Annotated in this window: 14 protein-coding genes; 7 read left to right on the top strand and 7 right to left on the bottom strand. The window is 61.1% G+C overall.

Features of this window, described 5'->3' with window-relative positions; genetic code table 11:
- Positions 1 to 40: 40 nt before the first annotated feature.
- Entirely contained in the window at positions 41 to 1,057 is a 1,017-nt protein-coding gene (locus tag HGHM_RS16385) for an AI-2E family transporter (protein ID WP_026076111.1), read from the bottom strand.
- A gap of 373 nt (positions 1,058 to 1,430) precedes the next feature.
- Here HGHM_RS16385 and HGHM_RS16380 point away from each other — a divergent pair, with 373 nt between their 5' ends.
- Positions 1,431 to 3,287, top strand: coding sequence for a putative bifunctional diguanylate cyclase/phosphodiesterase (locus tag HGHM_RS16380; protein WP_019142639.1), 1,857 nt, complete (start codon positions 1,431 to 1,433; stop codon positions 3,285 to 3,287).
- Here HGHM_RS16380 and HGHM_RS16375 read toward each other — a convergent pair.
- Positions 3,281 to 4,111, bottom strand: a complete 831-nt coding sequence (locus HGHM_RS16375; protein ID WP_019142638.1) for a response regulator — start codon at positions 4,109 to 4,111, stop codon at positions 3,281 to 3,283. The two genes, HGHM_RS16380 and HGHM_RS16375, sit on opposite strands and share 7 nt — an antisense overlap.
- A gap of 344 nt (positions 4,112 to 4,455) precedes the next feature.
- On the opposite strand from HGHM_RS16375, the gene HGHM_RS16370 reads away from it, so the two are divergent.
- From HGHM_RS16370 to HGHM_RS16350, 5 genes are all read left to right on the top strand, one after another.
- Positions 4,456 to 4,881 (top strand): response regulator, encoded by a 426-nt coding sequence (locus HGHM_RS16370; RefSeq protein ID WP_019142637.1) that lies wholly within the window; start codon positions 4,456 to 4,458, stop codon positions 4,879 to 4,881.
- Positions 4,882 to 4,956: 75 nt separating this feature from the next.
- Positions 4,957 to 8,082: a response regulator gene (locus HGHM_RS16365; protein WP_019142636.1), complete on the top strand. Its 3,126-nt coding sequence runs from the start codon at positions 4,957 to 4,959 to the stop codon at positions 8,080 to 8,082.
- A gap of 15 nt (positions 8,083 to 8,097) precedes the next feature.
- Positions 8,098 to 8,913, top strand: coding sequence for a CheR family methyltransferase (locus tag HGHM_RS23505; RefSeq protein ID WP_019142635.1), 816 nt, complete (start codon positions 8,098 to 8,100; stop codon positions 8,911 to 8,913).
- A 15-nt stretch (positions 8,914 to 8,928) separates the two neighbouring features.
- The gene (locus tag HGHM_RS16355) at positions 8,929 to 9,537 is read left to right on the top strand and encodes a chemotaxis protein CheB (RefSeq protein WP_019142634.1); all 609 of its coding nucleotides are present in this window, start codon (positions 8,929 to 8,931) and stop codon (positions 9,535 to 9,537) included.
- Between the two features lie 12 nt (positions 9,538 to 9,549).
- A complete protein-coding gene (locus tag HGHM_RS16350) occupies positions 9,550 to 10,632 on the top strand; it encodes a hybrid sensor histidine kinase/response regulator (protein ID WP_019142633.1) in 1,083 nt (360 codons plus the stop codon).
- A 39-nt stretch (positions 10,633 to 10,671) separates the two neighbouring features.
- Here HGHM_RS16350 and HGHM_RS16345 read toward each other — a convergent pair whose 3' ends face one another.
- From HGHM_RS16345 to HGHM_RS16325, 5 genes are read right to left on the bottom strand one after another with little or no spacing between them, the layout of a single operon-like run.
- Positions 10,672 to 12,183: a tripartite tricarboxylate transporter permease gene (locus HGHM_RS16345; protein ID WP_019142632.1), complete on the bottom strand. Its 1,512-nt coding sequence runs from the start codon at positions 12,181 to 12,183 to the stop codon at positions 10,672 to 10,674.
- Positions 12,183 to 12,641, bottom strand: coding sequence for a tripartite tricarboxylate transporter TctB family protein (locus HGHM_RS16340; RefSeq protein ID WP_019142631.1), 459 nt, complete (start codon positions 12,639 to 12,641; stop codon positions 12,183 to 12,185). Before HGHM_RS16340 ends, HGHM_RS16345 begins: the two co-directional genes overlap by 1 nt.
- Positions 12,638 to 13,615, bottom strand: coding sequence for a Bug family tripartite tricarboxylate transporter substrate binding protein (locus tag HGHM_RS16335; RefSeq protein ID WP_019142630.1), 978 nt, complete (start codon positions 13,613 to 13,615; stop codon positions 12,638 to 12,640). The genes HGHM_RS16340 and HGHM_RS16335 overlap by 4 nt, the downstream gene beginning before the upstream one ends.
- Positions 13,616 to 13,665: 50 nt before the next feature.
- Positions 13,666 to 15,090 carry a sensor histidine kinase gene (locus tag HGHM_RS21625; RefSeq protein WP_019142629.1) on the bottom strand — a complete coding sequence of 475 codons (1,425 nt, stop codon included), beginning with the start codon at positions 15,088 to 15,090 and terminating at the stop codon, positions 13,666 to 13,668.
- Positions 15,087 to 15,752, bottom strand: a complete 666-nt coding sequence (locus HGHM_RS16325; RefSeq protein ID WP_019142628.1) for a response regulator — start codon at positions 15,750 to 15,752, stop codon at positions 15,087 to 15,089. Before HGHM_RS16325 ends, HGHM_RS21625 begins: the two co-directional genes overlap by 4 nt.
- 219 nt (positions 15,753 to 15,971) lie before the next feature.
- Between HGHM_RS16325 and HGHM_RS16315 the strand changes: the two genes are divergently transcribed.
- Complete coding sequence (locus HGHM_RS16315; protein WP_019142626.1) at positions 15,972 to 16,208, top strand: hypothetical protein; 237 nt, start codon at positions 15,972 to 15,974, stop codon at positions 16,206 to 16,208.
- Positions 16,209 to 16,293 lie beyond the last annotated feature (85 nt).

Raw genomic sequence — 16,293 nt, 5'->3', positions numbered from 1 at the left:
TCGATGTTGCAGCCTCTCATTGAAAACGCACCGGCTACGATCAGATCAATTCCTGGTCCGACAATTCCTTTTTCACATAGGCATAGAACACGGGCGCAGCAACCACGCCCGGCAAGCCGAACACAGCCTCCATCGCGAGCATTGCAATCAGCAATTCCCAGGCGCGGGCATTGATGTGGGAGCCGATGATCCGGGCATTCAGAAAATATTCGAGCTTGTGGATGACCACCAGGAAAAGCAGCGAAGCGAGCGCCACCTGCAGCGAGTGAGACAGGGCTACCACCACCAGTACGGTGTTCGAAATCAGGTTGCCGATGATGGGCAGCAAGCCGGCAATGAAGGTAATGATCACCAGTGTTTTGGACAGCGGCAGGTGGATGCCGAGCAGTGGAAGCACAATGAAAATATAGATTCCGGTAAATATGGTATTCGCTGCGGAAATGCGCACCTGTGCAAACACGATACGGCCAAATGCATCATTCAGGTTGGTAACGCGCGCGCCCAGGGCACGTGCCAGCGGCCGGGGGCTGTGAATATCGGCAGTATCATGCAATGCCACCATGGCACCGATGATCATTCCGATCAACAAGCGAGCGACTCCTCTCCCTGCCTCCTCCCCTAAGGTTCTGGCTTCCACTGCATGCTCATGTAGCCATCGGGCAATCATTTCCCGCAAGGCTTCGGCGCCGGCCGGCAAGCGCTCGCGGATCCACACCGGCAACTGGTCGCGCGAGGCATCGATGATTCCCGCCATCTTGTCCAGCAGTGCTCCGGGATTTCCCGCTTCGCTCTGAAAAAATACAACCAGTCCCCAAATGCCCGCGGACAGCACGGCAATGATCAGGAAGCTGAGTGCGACGACCGCAACCATTTTCGCCCGCTTTCCACTGATGGTCTTTCCCAACACCGGCGTCAGGGAATGCACCAGCGAATACACCAGCATTCCGGCGAACAGCGCAATCAGCAAGCCTTTCTGCAAGACAAGAAACAAGGCGACCAGCACCAGCACGTAGGATGCAAGCTGGACACCCGGCCTGGATTCAGTGTTTTCATTCACGGGAAAATGAAGCTTCATGGCGTAAGAAACAAAGTGCGGGAAATGGCGACATCATAAGCTGTCTGGCAGGTCTGCGTGCCGGAAAGAAGGCTTTTCGCCTTGTGATCCGCAATTCGCCGCCATATAGATTGATAGCCCGGGATCATTTGTCCGGCTTTCACCTCTGAGTGCACTTCAACCGCGCCATTACCGGCACCGGTTATTGCCACAAAGTATGGAACGCCGGTTCTTCCCCTGAAAAGAGGGTCTGGGACAGGAAACCATGTTCCGAAAAGAATCTCTAAGCCGTGCGTCCTTGCGGTCAAAAGCCCAGGCATGTCGCACCAACCCAAAGAGAAGGCGCAGAAAAATCAGCCGCCTCTAAAACGTTTTCATGAACCATCAATCGATATGGCTTATTCTGGCAGGCATTGCATTACTTTTACTATGCATCGCTCCGCTCCTGTTTTATGTGCGACGCCATCGGCTTCAGCTGCAGAAGGCCAACCGGCGCATCGGAGATCTGGAGCAGGCCAACCGTGCACTGGAATTGCGGCGTCAGGCTGATGAAGACAGCCCGATGCCCATCATCATCATCAGGGCAAACATGCCTGATTGCACGATAGAAAGCGTCAATCCTGCATTCGAGCATGTCACCGGCCACGCTGCTTCGGAAGTCATCGGTCGCAGTATCTGGTCCCTGTATCCGTCGGTAGGCGGCCGGAAAGCGGACAAAGGTTTGCAGGCGCTGATCAATGACAAGCGCGGGGGTAATGCAGTCGTGCGCAGCGAGCGCAGGAATGGCAGTCCCGCCTGGTACAGCATCTCCGCATCGCCGCTGCGGGATGAAACCGGCGCTGTCACGCATTTCGTGCTGGCCCAGCATGATGTATCGGAAATGAAGCGCTACCAGGCGGAGCTCGAGCTCCATGCGAATTACGATTCCCTCACCGGCCTGGCCAACCGCGCGCTTTTGCGCCAGCGCCTGGAAGAAGCGATTGCGCAGGCGCGGGACCATCCCGGACAAAAAGTATGGGTGGCGTTCATCGATCTCGACCGCTTCAAGATCGTCAACGACAGCCTTGGCCGCAAGGCCGGCGACCGCCTCATCAATACCGTGGCCGAACGCCTCATCCATGCGGTGCGGGAATCGGATACCGTCGCCCGCCTCGGCGGGGACGAGTTTGCCGTGCTCATGCGGGAAGCGGATGACAGCACGGTATCTGCCGCCATGGTCGACCGCCTGGTGCAAGCCATCGCACACCCGGCCTCCATCGACGGACATGAATTCACCCTCACCTGCAGCATCGGCATCGCCGTCTATCCGGACAACGGCGAAGACGCGGAGAAGCTGATCGAATATGCCGACATCGCGATGTACAGCGCCAAGGAGCACGGGCGCAACAATTACCAGTTCTACCATGCGGCGATGAATGAACGGGCACTGGCGCGGCTGCAGATGGAGATGGCCTTGCGCGGTGCGGTGGAACGCGGCGAATTCGGCTTGCATTACCAGCCCCAGGTCGACCTGAAGACCGGCAATATCGTCGGCATGGAAGCCCTGGTGCATTGGAAGCACCCTCAGCTTGGCATCGTGCCGCCGGGGGAATTCATTACACTTGCGGAAGAAACCGGCCTCATCGTGCAAATCGGGGCCTGGGTGATGCATGAAGCCTGCCGGCAGAACAAGGCATGGCAGGATGCGGGGCTGGCGCAATTGCGGGTGGCGGTCAATCTGTCGGCACGCCAGTTCGCGCAGCCCGATCTCGTCGATTCGGTCAACCAGATCCTTCAGGAGACCGGTTTGTCGCCGCACTTTCTGGAGGTGGAATTGACGGAAAGCCTGGTGATGACCGGCGTCGAACGCTCGCTCGACGTGCTGCGCAATCTGAAGGCGCACGGCATCCAGATATCCATCGACGATTTCGGCACCGGCTATTCGAGCCTGTCCTACCTCAAGCGCTTCCCGATCGACGTACTCAAGATCGACAAATCCTTCGTCCAGGACATCACGTCCGATCCGGATGACGAAACCATCGTGTCATCGATCATTTCGCTTGCCCACAGCCTGAAGCTGCATGTGATTGCGGAAGGCGTGGAATCGCATGAACAGCTGGCCTTCCTGGAACAGAATGGCTGCGATGAAATCCAGGGCTATTACTTCAGCCGTCCGGTGCCGCCAGCCACCTTTGCGCAGATGCTGCGCCAGCAAAAGACTTTATATCCCGCGCGGCCGGCCACGCTTCACTGACCCGAAAGCGCGCGCTTCAGGTCCGCGAGACGGTAAGGCTTGGGCAAGAGCACTGCTTCGAAGCCGCGCACATTGGCCATGGCACGGCCATAGCCGGAGGTGATGATGATGCGCATGTCCGGATAACGCCGGGCGGCTTCGCGCGCCAGTTCCGCGCCCGTCATCTTGGGCAGGCTGAGGTCGGTCAGCAGCACGTCGAAGCGTTCGGTTTCGAGGCAGACCAGGGCCTTTTCCGCATTCGCCACCGCCGTGACGCCATGGCCCAGGCCTTCGAGCAATTGGGAAGTCGATTCGCGCAAGTCTTCATTGTCTTCGACAAACAGAACGCGCGAGGTGGTCTGTGCCTTGCCTTCCTGCGGCGATGGCTTCCCTTCCCCGGCTGCCGGCATCCCGTCTGAAGCGAGGCTGTTTTCCGCTCCGAAGGCCAGGCCAGGCGCAGCCTGACCTTCCGCCGGCGCATGCACATCCGTCAGATAGGTGGCTACCAGGGAAAGCTGCCCGTCGGGGTCGAAAATCGGCGTATGCGTCAATTTCCAGTACCGCCCGGGGGAGCCGGCCTGCGGCAGCCATGCCACCTCCGGATGATTATTCGACAGCACCCGGGCATAGGAAGCGCTCAGCTCGATCGCCAGGCCATTGGCCGCATCCGGCAGTATGTCAACCAACAAGTCCCTGACATTGCGCTGCAACACCGCGTCACGCGACTTGCCCAGGACACGCAAACCGGACTCGTTGACTTCAAGTACCGTCAGGTCGGGCGTCAGCAGCACGCATCCGTTGGGAGACGCCGTGAAAATCGCCTTGAAATCAATGGAAGAGTTCATGGGGCATGCCTGAGTTGGGCAATTCGATTCTTGCTTGAGGGAACAAATAGCCGCCGGAAGGCCTGCAATGCATTGTAGCGCAATGGGACGGGGGCGCATCTATCTCCGCCGAGCCTGCTCCAAGGACAGGGGATGCTCATTCAGCGGGCAAGTCTTGCGCCTGCTCATGATCGGATCCCGGAAGCCTTTTATAGTAAAAATGGGCAACCGGTAGCGCGAAAAGGTACACTAATGTTTTTCTTGCTCAGCAATTTAAAAAACTTTGCAGCGTACCTGTCCCGGCAGGGTTGTCCAGCACGCTTCGCCATTGTCAGCAGCCGTTGAACTAACAACCGCCAGGGATCATGAACAACAACAATAGCAGTCAACAGGAAAAACGCGCTCCCGATGTGCGCATCCTGATCATCGAGGACAATCGGGATCTGGCCTTGCTGTTCCGCAATCTGGTGCAGGCGATGGGCTGCACGGCGGAAGTCGCCTGGAGCGGCCGTTCCGGCCTGGAGCTGGCGGAAAAAACCGCTCCCGATATCATCTTTTGCGACATCAGCCTGCCCGGCGAGAAAACCGGCTTCGATGTGGCCCGCGCCATCCGCGCGCACAAGGACCTGGCGGGCACCTGGCTGGTGGCTGTCACCGGCCACGAAGACCCGGCCATGCATGAGCGTGCCTTGAATGCCGGGTTCAACCGGGTGTTCATCAAGCCAGTCAAGTTCGCGCAAATGCACGAGGTATTGACGGAATTCAGGGCATCGCAGGGTACGCGACCTTAAGAACGGTTCGGAAGTTTCCCGTGTCCGGCCACGGCATGATTGCCCGGCCGGCTTTTTCTTTTTGCTTGTGTCGTCATGCTATTCAAGAGCCAATCCAATACGCCCGTCTACCTCCTCGTGGCGGGCACCAGCCTCCTGGTCTTTCTGGTCGACCTGTACACCCGCCTCGGCGTCGCCGAATGGATTTTTTACCTGGTCCCGGTCTTTCTCTGCATATTTCAGTCACACCGCTATCTGCCGCTGCTCGTCGCCGGCGCGCAAATCCTCCTGACCGCCATCGGATTCCTCGTCTCGGCCCCCGGGATAGCAGCTGACGTCGCGTTCATCAACCGCGTGCTCGGCATGGGCGCCGTGTTCGCCGTCGCGTACCTGGTGCAACGCTTCATTGGCGAGCGCGAGCAAATGCGGCGCCAGCTTTGGCTGGAACAAGGCCGGGTGGAAATCTCGCGCAGCCTGATGGGCGAGCTGGGGGTCCACGAAGTCGCCGATAACATCCTCCATGCACTCGCAAAGTATGTGAATGCGCAGGTCGGCCTGCTGTACCGCCTCGACGGCGGCACTCTCGTGCCGGCCGCAGCCTATGCGACCGATTCAGCCCTGCCCGACATACCCGAAATCAAGCTCGGCCAGGGTCTGGCGGGAGAGGTGGCCCGGCATGGAAGCCCGATGGTCGTGAGCGAGCTTCCGGAAGCGTATCTGCGCGTGAACTCGGCGGTCGGCGCAGCCAGCCCGGCTCATGTACTCATTGCCCCCATCACAGCCGACGACCGCGTGTTCGGCGTGGTCGAACTCGGCTTTGTGCGCCGTTCCCGGGACCTCGACGTTGAGCTTCAGCTCCTGCGCCTGGTCGCAGAAAAGATCGGGATGGCCCTGCGTTCGGCGCTATACCGGGAAAACCTCAGGGCACTGCTGGAAAAGACCCAGCGCCAGAGCGAAGAGCTGCAAAGCCAGCAGGAAGAACTGCGGGTAGCGAACGAGGAATTGCAGGAACAGAGCCGTGCCCTGCAGGAGTCGCAAGCCCAGCTCGAGACACAGCAGAGCGAACTGGAGCAGACCAATATCCAGCTGGAAGAACGCACCCGGCTCCTTGAAAAGCAGAAGCGCGAGCTGCTGTTCGTCCAGCAGACGCTCGAAAACAATGCAATCGAGCTGGAGAAGGCGAGCCGCTACAAGTCGGAATTCCTGGCCAACATGTCGCATGAATTGCGCACGCCGCTCAACAGCTCGCTGATCCTTTCCCACATGCTGGCCGAAAACAAGCAGGGTACGCTGACGGAAGAGCAGGTGAACTATGCACGCACCATCCATGCCTCCAACCAGGATTTGCTTGCTCTGATCAACGATATCCTCGACCTGTCCAAGATCGAAGCCGGACACGTCGAGCTCAAGCCGGAGCCCGCGGAAGTCGCCACGATTCTGGACCAGTTGCGCCAGACCTTCGAACCGGTATCCCGACAGAAGGGCGTGGCCTTCATCCTGGAAGCCGGCGAAGACGTGCCGGCCTTCCTGGTCACCGACAGCCAGCGCCTGCAGCAGGTCTTGCGCAACCTGCTGTCGAATGCCTTCAAGTTCACCGAAGAGGGCGAAGTCACGCTGCGGGTGGACGCGACCGGAGGACGGGTGCGCTTCTCCGTGCGCGACACGGGCATCGGTATCGCCGAACATCAGCAGCAGGTGATCTTCGAAGCCTTCCGGCAGGCTGACGGCAGCACCAGCCGGGCCTATGGCGGCACTGGCCTGGGCCTGTCGATCTCCCGCGAACTGGCCCGACTCCTCGGCGGCGAAATCTCCGTGGAAAGCAGTCTTGGTCAGGGCAGCACCTTCACGCTCGAGATTCCAGTGCATCTCGCTGCCGCGCCTGCGGATGGCGAGGCGCCCGGCCAGAGCCCGGCTGCCGGTACGACTCGCAAGGACGAAGACCGGACAAAGAATGCGCGCCAAGCCAGCGTGACGCAGGCCCGCATCAAGCCGCAGCAGAACGAGCCCGCGCCAGCGGCAATCAAGGATGATCGGGAGCAGCGGCGGCACGGGCGGCTGATCCTGATGGTCGAAGACGATGAAAAATTCGCGTCCGTCCTGTATGAACTCGCGCACGAGATGCGTTTCGACTGCATTCATGCACCCTCTGCCGGCGAGGCGCTGCGGCTGGCGCAGGAATATGTGCCCGACGCCATCCTGCTCGACGTCGGCCTGCCCGATCATTCCGGATTGAGCGTGCTGGAGCGCATCAAGCGCGACCCGGCGACCCGCCACATCCCGGTCCACATGATTTCCGTCAACGATTACCGGCAAACGGCGCTCGAAATGGGCGCGGTCGGCTATGCACTGAAGCCGGTGGCACGGGAAGAACTGACCGATGCGATCCGCAAGCTGGAGCGCAAATTGCAGAACGGGCTGCGCCGCATTCTGATCGTTGAAGACAATGCGACCCTGCGCGAAAGCCTGGCACGGATGCTGGCCGCCGACGACGTCGAAATCGTTACCGCGGCCACTGCCGCCGAAGCGCTCGACCAGGTGTCCGAAAACACCTTCGACTGCATGGTCATGGACCTGATGCTGCCGGACGCCTCCGGCCATGACATTCTCGAGCGCATGGCACAGGGCGGCAAATACTCCTTCCCGCCGGTCATCGTCTACACCGGCCGCGCCCTGACGCGGGACGAAGAGCAGAGATTGCGCCGCTATTCCCAGTCCATCATCATCAAGGGCGCCAAGTCGCCGGAACGCCTGCTCGACGAGGTCAGCCTGTTCCTGCACCGGGTCGAGGCATCCCTGCCTGCCGACCAGCAGAAGCTGCTGCTGCAGGCGCGCCAGCGTGACGCAGTGTTCGAGTACAGGAAGATCCTGCTGGTGGAAGACGATGTGCGCAACATCTTCGCCCTGACCAGCGTTTTCGAGCCGCTGGGCGCGACGCTGGAAATTGCACGCAACGGCAGGGAAGCGCTCGAACTCCTGGAAAGAAATCCGGCCATCGACCTGGTCCTCATGGACTTGATGATGCCGGAAATGGATGGCCTGACAGCCATGCGGGAAATCCGCAAGCAGCCGCAACTCGCCCGTCTTCCGATCATCGCGCTGACGGCGAAGGCGATGGCTGACGACCGCCGGAACTGCCTTGAAGCGGGCGCCAACGATTACATCGCCAAGCCGATCGATGTGGACCAGCTGGTATCGCTGTGCCGGGTCTGGATGCCGAAGTAAGGCGCAGGCGCTGCCATGAACGCCGATTTCGACATCGAACTGAAGCTCTTGCTGGAAGCCGTGTACCTCAAGTACCAGCACGATTTCCGGCATTACGCGCTCGCTTCGCTCAGGCGCCGCATGCAGCAGGCAATGGTCCGGTTCGAGTGCAGGACCTTGTCGCAACTTCAGGACAAGGTCCTGCATGACCCCGCCGTGTTCCCGCAGATGCTGCGCTTTTTCACCGTGCAGGTCAGTGAAATGTTCCGCGACCCGGCCTATTTCAAGGCGCTGCGCGAGCATGTGGTTCCGGTCCTGCGCACTTATCCGTCGCTGAAGATCTGGGTGGCCGGCTGCAGCAACGGGGAGGAAGTCTGGTCGCTGGCGATCCTGCTGCAAGAGGAAGAGCTGCTCGAACGCAGCATCATTTATGCGACCGATATCAACCCGGAAGCCCTGCGCACGGCCGAGGCCGGCATTTACGAGCTGGACCGGATCGCCCAGTTCAGCCAAAACTACCGGCAGGCCGGCGGCACGGCGTCGCTGTCGGATTACTACAGCGCCGCCTACAACAGTGCCATCTTCAACCAGCAGCTGAAGCGCCAGATCGTGTTTGCAGACCATAGCCTTGCAACCGACAGCGTATTTTCGGAAGTCCACCTGGTGTCATGCCGCAATGTGCTGATCTACTTCGACCGCGCCTTGCAGGACCGGGCGATCGGACTGTTCCACGATGCGCTGGTCCATCGCGGCTTCCTCGGCATCGGTCCGAAGGAGAGCCTGCGCTTTTCTGCCCATGCCCATCGTTTTTCCGAAATCCCGGCGCGGCAGCGGATTTACCAGCGCATTTGAAAAGGCGAGGTGGACATGGACAGCAGCAGGCAGATCGAGGCAGTGGTCATCGGCGCATCGGCAGGCGGCGTGGAGGCGCTCACCATGCTGCTGCAGGCCTTGCCGGCCGATTTCGCGCCGGCGGTCTGCGCCGTGATCCATCTTGCACCCGACGGACCCGGCATGCTGCCGCAGCTGCTCGGCCGCCGCTGTGCATTGCCGGTGAAGGAAGCGGAAGACAAGGAAGCGATCGAGCCCGGCACGGTATACTTCGCAGTGCCCGACTACCACCTGCTGGTGGAACGGGAGAAGTTGCTTTCGCTGTCCCGGGAAGAAGCCGTGCTCTTTTCGCGGCCATCCATCGATGTGCTGTTCGAATCCGCAGCCTATGCCTACCGCGACCGCCTGCTCGGCATCATCCTGACCGGCGCCAACATGGATGGCGCAGCCGGGCTGGAAGCCGTTCGCACAGAGGGAGGCCTGGCCTGGGTACAGGACCCGGCGGAAGCGCAGGCCCGGGCCATGCCTGCTGCGGCAATTGCGCAGGCGGGTGCGGACCTGGTTCTGCCCTTGAAGGACATGGCCTTGCGGCTGTCGCGCATGACACGCAGCGCCAGCAATCATCAGATCGATAGAAATAATTAGAGACAGACAGCCATGCCTCCAAGTATCAATGTGCTTGTGGTCGACGATATTGAACAAAACCTGTTGGCCACGGAAGCCCTGCTTGCCCGCCCCGGGCTGAACATATTGAAAGCTTCCTCCGGCGAGCAAGCGCTCGAGATCCTGCTGGTGCAAGAGGTTGCGCTGGCACTGATCGATGTGCAGATGCCGCAGATGGATGGATTCGAGCTTGCGGAACTCATCCGTGGCAATAGCCGGACACGGTCCATCCCACTGATCTTCCTGACCGCTGCCACGGGAGAGCCTCAGCGCAGTTTCCAGGGGTACCAGGCAGGTGCCGTCGATTTCCTGTACAAGCCGATCGATTCTGCCATCTTGCGCAGCAAGGTGGAGGTGTTCGTCGAACTGTACGCGCAAAGAAAGCAGATCTCGCACCAGCTCGAAGAGCTGCGCCAGGCACTGCAGGTCAATGAAATGTTCATGGCCGTACTCGGCCACGACTTGCGCACGCCCCTGTCGGCGGTGATGAACGGCGCTGAACTGATTCTGCAGCTGTCCGCCGATCCGAAGGTGAACGCCGCAGCGGAGCGCATCCGCTCAAGCAGCCTGCGGATGGAAAAGATGGTCAGCCAGCTGCTCGATGTGACGCGGCTGCGCAGCGGCAAGCTGAGGCTGGAGCTGCAGCCAGCCAGCTATGAAGAAGTCGGGCGGCGCATCATCGAGGAATTCGCGCACACCGACCGCATCCGCATGGAATGCCAGGGCGACATGCAGGGCATGTTCGACGTCGACCGCATAGGCCAGGTACTTGCGAATCTGGTAGGAAATGCGTTGCAGCATGGCGATCCGGAAGGACCGATCCGGATCGCCATGGATGGTTCGCGTGGCAGCCATGTCCTCATTCGCATCCGCAATCGCGGAAGCATGGCAGCCGAGGCGCTCGCCCGGATTTTCGAACCGTTCCAAACCGGTTCGCAGGAAGAGCAATCCGTCGGCCTCGGCCTGGGCCTGTACATCGTCAAGCGCTTCGTGGAAGCCCACGGTGGAAGCGTGAGCATGACCTCAACAGAGGAACAAGGAACGACGTTTGAAATCTCGTTGCCACGCAACGCGTAGGAAACAGAGCTGACCGGGAGGCAACGCTCCCGGTCAGAATCAGGCGGCGACGGCCTGCGTCTTGCCGCGGCGGCTGAGGCGGCGGTAGAGAATCGGCACGATTACCATGACCGCAGCACAGATCCAGAGTCCGATCGAAATCGGGCTTTCCCACAGGATGGCCACATCCCCGTTGGTGATCGAGAGGGCGCGGCGCAGATTCTGCTCCATCATTTCTCCCAGCACGAAACCCAGGATCAGCGGTGCCATCGGCACCTTGCATTTGCGCAGCAGGTAGCCAAGGACACCGAGCGCCGACATCAGCACCAGGTCGAAGGTGGTGGCATGCACTGCATACACGCCGACTGCGCTGATCGCCAGGATGCCTGGCACCAGCGCCCAGTTCGGCACCTTGAGCATGCGGGTGAAGAGGCCGACCATCGGGATGTTCATCACCAGCAGGATCACGTTGCCGATGAACATGGATGCGATCAGGCCCCATACTAGGTTGGGTTGCTGCTCGAACAGGGCCGGGCCGGGCGTGATGTTGTACAGCGTCAGCGCCCCCATCATCACCGCCGTCGTGCCGGAGCCCGGCACGCCGAGCGTGAGCATAGGCACGAAGGAGCCGTTGGCCGCGGCATTATTGGCAGCTTCCGGCGCCGCCACGCCCCGGATGTCGCCCTGGCCGAACGTGCCTTCCTTGTCGGTCAGCCGCTTTTCCATCGAGTACGTGATTGCGCTGGCGACGGTTGCGCCGGCGCCCGGCAGGACACCCACAACGAAGCCGACCACCGAGGAGCGCAGCGTGCCCCACCAGGTATGTGCCAGCTCCTTCAGGTTGAACAGCATCCTCCCGGTCATGGGGATCGACGCCGTGCCATGCGCCATCTCTTCCAGCATCAGCAGGATTTCGCTGATGGAAAACAGGCCGATCACCACCACGATGAACTGGATGCCGTCCGCCATGTGCACCGAGTCGAAGGTGAAGCGGTAGACGCCGGAATTCGCATCGATGCCGATGGTAGCCAGCGCCAGGCCGATGACGGTGGCCAGAAGCGCCTTGACCGGCTGGTCGCCGACCAGGCCGGTGAGGCAGGCGAAGGCGAACACCATCAGCGCGAAGTACTCGGCCGGCCCGAACGCAAGCGCCCATTTCGCAAGGAGAGGCGCGGCGACCGCCAGGCCGATGGTGGCGACAATGGAACCGACGAAGGAACTCCAGGCCGAGATGGACAGCGCCACGCCGGCCAGGCCCTTCCGAGCCATCGGATAGCCGTCGATCGCGGTCATGATGGCCGAGGCGTCGCCCGGCACATTGATCAGGATGGCGGAGATGCGGCCACCATATTCGCAGCCGATATAGACGGCGGCGAGCAGGATGATCGCGGTTTCCGGCGGCAGCTTGAGGGCGAAGGCCAGGGGCAGCAGGATCGCGACCCCGTTGATCGGGCCGAGGCCCGGGAGCAGCCCGACCACGGTGCCGACGAAGGCGCCGAACAGGGCCACCATCAGATTGACCGGCTGCAGCGCAACGCCGAAGCCGTTCATCAGGAAGGAAAGCGTATTCATTACAGTCCGATCTGGGCGAATACCGGCTTCAGCACGCCAACAGGCAGCACCACGTCCAGCAATTTGTCAAACAGGATATACAGCGCCACGCCCAAGACTATGCCGGTGAGTGTGCATTGCTTCCAGCTGCCGCCGAACAGGCGGCCAACCGGCAAGGCCATCAGGACGGTCGCCAGGATGAAGCCGAGCAGCTGGAACAGGATGGCATAGACCACGACGGCAGCAGCACACAGGGCTACCCTGGGGCCATTCCCGGCATGCATGAAGAACGGCCCTTCGCCGGCCGCCGACCGCAACACGAGCCAGGCGCCGCACAGGGCCATCAGGGCCGCCAGCAGCAGCGGGAAGGCGCGCGGCCCGACCGGCTCGTATTCCACCGGCGCCGCATAACCCCAGGACGCCACCGCCATGGCGGCGGCTACAAGGATCGCGACTGCCCCAAGTATGCGGTCACTCATTGCTTGGGTCCCATGAGGCCGAATTCCTGCGCGAGCGTGCGGTAGTTCTGGGTCGTGCGCTTGACATAGGCGTCCAGCTCAGGCCCGGTCATCGCGAACGGATACAGCCCTCGTTCGTCAGTCAACCTGGCGAATTCCGAAGTCTTCATGAGCTTGTTGAAGGTATCAGTCCAGACCTTGAAATCGGCATCGCTGACTTTCGGACCCATGTAGAAGCCGCGGATGATCGGCCATTCGACATCAAAGCCCTGCTCCTTGGCGGTCGGCACATCCTTCAACTGCCCCGGCAGACGCTTGTCCGACATCACGGCCAGGATGCGGATATTGGCACCGGCCTTGATCTGCGATGCGGCCTCGGAAGCGTCACCGGAATACACATGGACGTGTCCGCCCTGCAGAGCTGCGATGCCTTCACCACCGCCCTCGAAGGCGACGAAACGCATTGTCTTGTAACCGATGCCGGCTGCCTTGGCGGTCAGCGCGGCCTTCATCCAGTCCTGGCTGCCCACCGTGCCGCCTGCGCCGAACACGACCTTGCTGGGATCGGCTTTCAGGGCGTCCGCAAGATCTTTCAATGTCCTGTAGGGCGAATCCTTGCGCACCACCACTGCGCCGTAGTCGGCACCGACGGCAGCCAGCCAGCGCACATCGTTCTCGGTGTACTTGCCGAACTTGCCCTGCGCGATATTGAGCAACGAACCGCCGGAAAAGGCGACGATGGTATTCGGTTCGGCCGGGCGCTGGGCGATGATGGCGTTGTAGGCGACTGCGCCTATGCCGCCGGGCATATAGGTGACCCGCATCGGGTCCTTGATCAGGTGCGTGTCCATCAGCGCGCTTTGCGCGAGCTTGCAGGTCAGGTCGAAACCGCCGCCGGGCTTGGCAGCCGCGATGCATTCGCTCTTGTCGAGCGGGCCGGCCACAGCAGAAACGGTCAGGGAGGCGAAGGCCAGCAGGCCAAACAGTTTCTTCATGCTTGTCTCCAGGTTGTGAGTTGTACCCGGAATGTAGCAGGTCCAAGCTGTCAGGAAACTGTCAACTCGCTTTCCGCCAGCGGCAGGATGATGGTGGCGATACAACCGGCCGTGTCCGGAGCATTGTCTATCGCAAGACTGCCGCCGTGCCGTTCTACCACTGCCCGTGCGATGGCGATTCCCAGGCCAGAGCCAGCGGGCGAGGCATTGTGTGCCTGGAAAAAGCGCTGGCCCAGGCGCGGAAGCTGGTCAGCCGGGATGCCGGGACCGTCGTCGGTGATCGACAGAAAAGCATATCCCGCCGCCTGGCTCAGCTTCAGGTTCACATTGCCGTGTTCCGGGGCAAAGCGGATGGCGTTGTGCAGCAGGTTGGCCACGGCTTCCCGCAACATCCCGGCATGGCCTTGCACCGGCAAGGACTGGTCGACACAGTCCAGCTCCAGGTTGATTCTCCTTTCCCGCGCCTGGAACACGAAATCGCGAGCCACCTGTCCGACCACGAACTGCAGGTCCACTGTGGACACCGGCAGCTCGGCTGCATCCGCCCGTGCCAGCGAGAGCATCTGGTTGGTCCGGCGGGTGGCGTCGTCGAGCTGCCGGGAAATCGCCCCCAGCGCACGCCTGACGTTTCCGGGATCGCTTTCGCGCAGCACATAATCGAGCTGGGTCCGCAGCGTGGTCAGCGGCGTGCGCAACTGGTGCGAGGCATCGTCCACGAAGCGCCGCAATTCTTCCGACATCTTCTGGTTGCGCAGCATATGCTGGTTGATGGCATCGACCAGGGGCTGCACATCCACCGGCACGGCACTCCTGTCTATCGGCGTGAGGTCGGTGGGCGAGCGAGCACTGACCTCCTCGCGCAGCCGTGCCAGCGGCCGCAGGCTCAGGTTCAGCACCAGTACCAGCAGGCCGCCCGCCGCGGCCAGCAGAAGGAAGTCGCGCCAGGCCGCTTGCCAGACCAGCTTGCGGATGAATTCCGCGCGCGAGCCGGTGGTTTCCGCAACCTGGATGACGATGCGGTGCTGCGGGTTCGCGCCTCTTGTCACCGGCTTGTCGAGATAGCGCGCATAGGCGCCGATCCTGACCTTTTCCCCGAAATAGACCGCGTCGTAGAAATACGGCATACGTGGCTCGAGCTTGACGGGTGGCTTGGGCAAGTCGGCGCTGCCCACTTCCATCAAGCCGTCTTCGGTAGCGACGCGGAAGAACACTTCCCCTGCCGCAGTCAGCTCGAAGAATTCCAGCATGGTGTAAGGCAGCTCCACAGCGATGCCGCCGGATGCTGTGGAAATGTTCGCATCCATTGCCTTGATCGCGCCGAGCAGCGACCGGTCGTAAGCCGAATTGGCCGCATCCACGGCGGTGCGGTAGGTGACCCACAATTCGGCTGCGCCTATGAGCGCAAAGGCGGGCAGAAGCAACGTCAGGACGGTACGCCTCAGGCTCCAGCGCGGCAGCGAAAGATCCCGCCTCATCGCAGTTCCAGCAGATAGCCGATGCCGCGCAGGGTAACGATATGCAGCGGGCTGGCTTCCAGCTTCCTGCGTACGCGGTAGATCAGCACTTCCACCGCCTCGGGCATCGCGTCGACCTCGTCGCTGAAAACCTTGTCGTGGATATCCTTCTTGGACAGCGGCTCGCCGCTGCATTGCAAGAGCGCATGGAGCAGCGCATGCTCGCGCCGCGACAGCGACAGGATCTTGTCGTTGAGGGTAAATTGCCGGGTCAGGGGATCGAAAACGAGCGGACCGCAGCTCATCCGCGGATGCTCGCTGCCACGCGCGCGCCGGATCAGTGCCGTCAGGCGAGCCTCCAGTTCATCGATGGCAAACGGCTTCGCCATGAAGTCGTCCGCTCCCTTTTTCAGGGTGGTCACACGTTCCAGCAGCGAATCGCGCGCCGTCAGGATCAGGACCGGCAGCCTGGCATCGAGCTCGCGCAGGCGGGCCAGCACTGCGTGACCATCGATGCCAGGGAGGCCGAGATCCAGGATCAATGCATCGTACTTCACCTCGCGCACGCTGTTTTCGACCAGGCGTCCGTCGTTGACCCAGTCAACGATATAGCCATTCTGCCCCAAGGCCAGGCATAGCCAGTTGGCCAATTCGCGTTCATCTTCAGCCAGCAAAAGTCTCATGTTCGGTCGCTTTGCAAAATGAGTTCCAAATCCGCCTTCAATGCGGCAACCTGGAATTTCGCGAAAGCATACATGGCCGGCGTCCCACTTGCCGAACCGGTTTGCCAAAAACCGGGCAAGATGGATGCACATGCCGATGCTGACCGAACCTTTACGCCGGAACGGCGTCGGAGCAGACTACATTCCAAAATCCCGTCCGCTTGATGGAAAGGAGCGCCAATGGCAACCGTAATCCGGCACAGAAATGCGAATATCGTTACCCTGGATCCGCACGAGAAAATCGCAGATTGCTGCAAGCCCGGCGATATTGCGCTGGTGCAGGATGGTCCGGGCTGGTGGACGCATTTTGTCGGTGAAGACGGCGAAACCGAAACCTATGATGCCCCGTTCGATTCCTACAACAAGGCGCTCTGGACGGCAAAGGCCGTCGCTGAATTCGATTCGGCAGGAGAGTAAGCTGCTGCCCGTCGCACGAGGATAATTGTGTACGAGGCGAAGTCTGCCTTGATCCGGTCAAGCGGGACGCGCACCTGCCGTCCCG

This window comes from Noviherbaspirillum massiliense JC206 (assembly GCF_000312045.1).
Taxonomy (GTDB): domain Bacteria; phylum Pseudomonadota; class Gammaproteobacteria; order Burkholderiales; family Burkholderiaceae_D; genus Noviherbaspirillum; species Noviherbaspirillum massiliense.
Note: the sequence above shows the minus strand (reverse complement) of the source record. Positions and strands in the feature narration are given on the sequence as shown.

Coding starts and splice junctions, on each gene's coding strand:
- HGHM_RS16380 (WP_019142639.1), top strand. CDS start 1,431: ATGAACCATCAATCGATATGGCTTATTCTGGCAGGCATTGCATTACTT.
- HGHM_RS16375 (WP_019142638.1), bottom strand. CDS start 4,111: ATGAACTCTTCCATTGATTTCAAGGCGATTTTCACGGCGTCTCCCAAC.
- HGHM_RS16370 (WP_019142637.1), top strand. CDS start 4,456: ATGAACAACAACAATAGCAGTCAACAGGAAAAACGCGCTCCCGATGTG.
- HGHM_RS16365 (WP_019142636.1), top strand. CDS start 4,957: ATGCTATTCAAGAGCCAATCCAATACGCCCGTCTACCTCCTCGTGGCG.
- HGHM_RS23505 (WP_019142635.1), top strand. CDS start 8,098: ATGAACGCCGATTTCGACATCGAACTGAAGCTCTTGCTGGAAGCCGTG.
- HGHM_RS16355 (WP_019142634.1), top strand. CDS start 8,929: ATGGACAGCAGCAGGCAGATCGAGGCAGTGGTCATCGGCGCATCGGCA.
- HGHM_RS16350 (WP_019142633.1), top strand. CDS start 9,550: ATGCCTCCAAGTATCAATGTGCTTGTGGTCGACGATATTGAACAAAAC.
- HGHM_RS16345 (WP_019142632.1), bottom strand. CDS start 12,183: ATGAATACGCTTTCCTTCCTGATGAACGGCTTCGGCGTTGCGCTGCAG.
- HGHM_RS16340 (WP_019142631.1), bottom strand. CDS start 12,641: ATGAGTGACCGCATACTTGGGGCAGTCGCGATCCTTGTAGCCGCCGCC.
- HGHM_RS16335 (WP_019142630.1), bottom strand. CDS start 13,615: ATGAAGAAACTGTTTGGCCTGCTGGCCTTCGCCTCCCTGACCGTTTCT.
- HGHM_RS21625 (WP_019142629.1), bottom strand. CDS start 15,090: ATGAGGCGGGATCTTTCGCTGCCGCGCTGGAGCCTGAGGCGTACCGTC.
- HGHM_RS16325 (WP_019142628.1), bottom strand. CDS start 15,752: ATGAGACTTTTGCTGGCTGAAGATGAACGCGAATTGGCCAACTGGCTA.
- HGHM_RS16315 (WP_019142626.1), top strand. CDS start 15,972: ATGGCAACCGTAATCCGGCACAGAAATGCGAATATCGTTACCCTGGAT.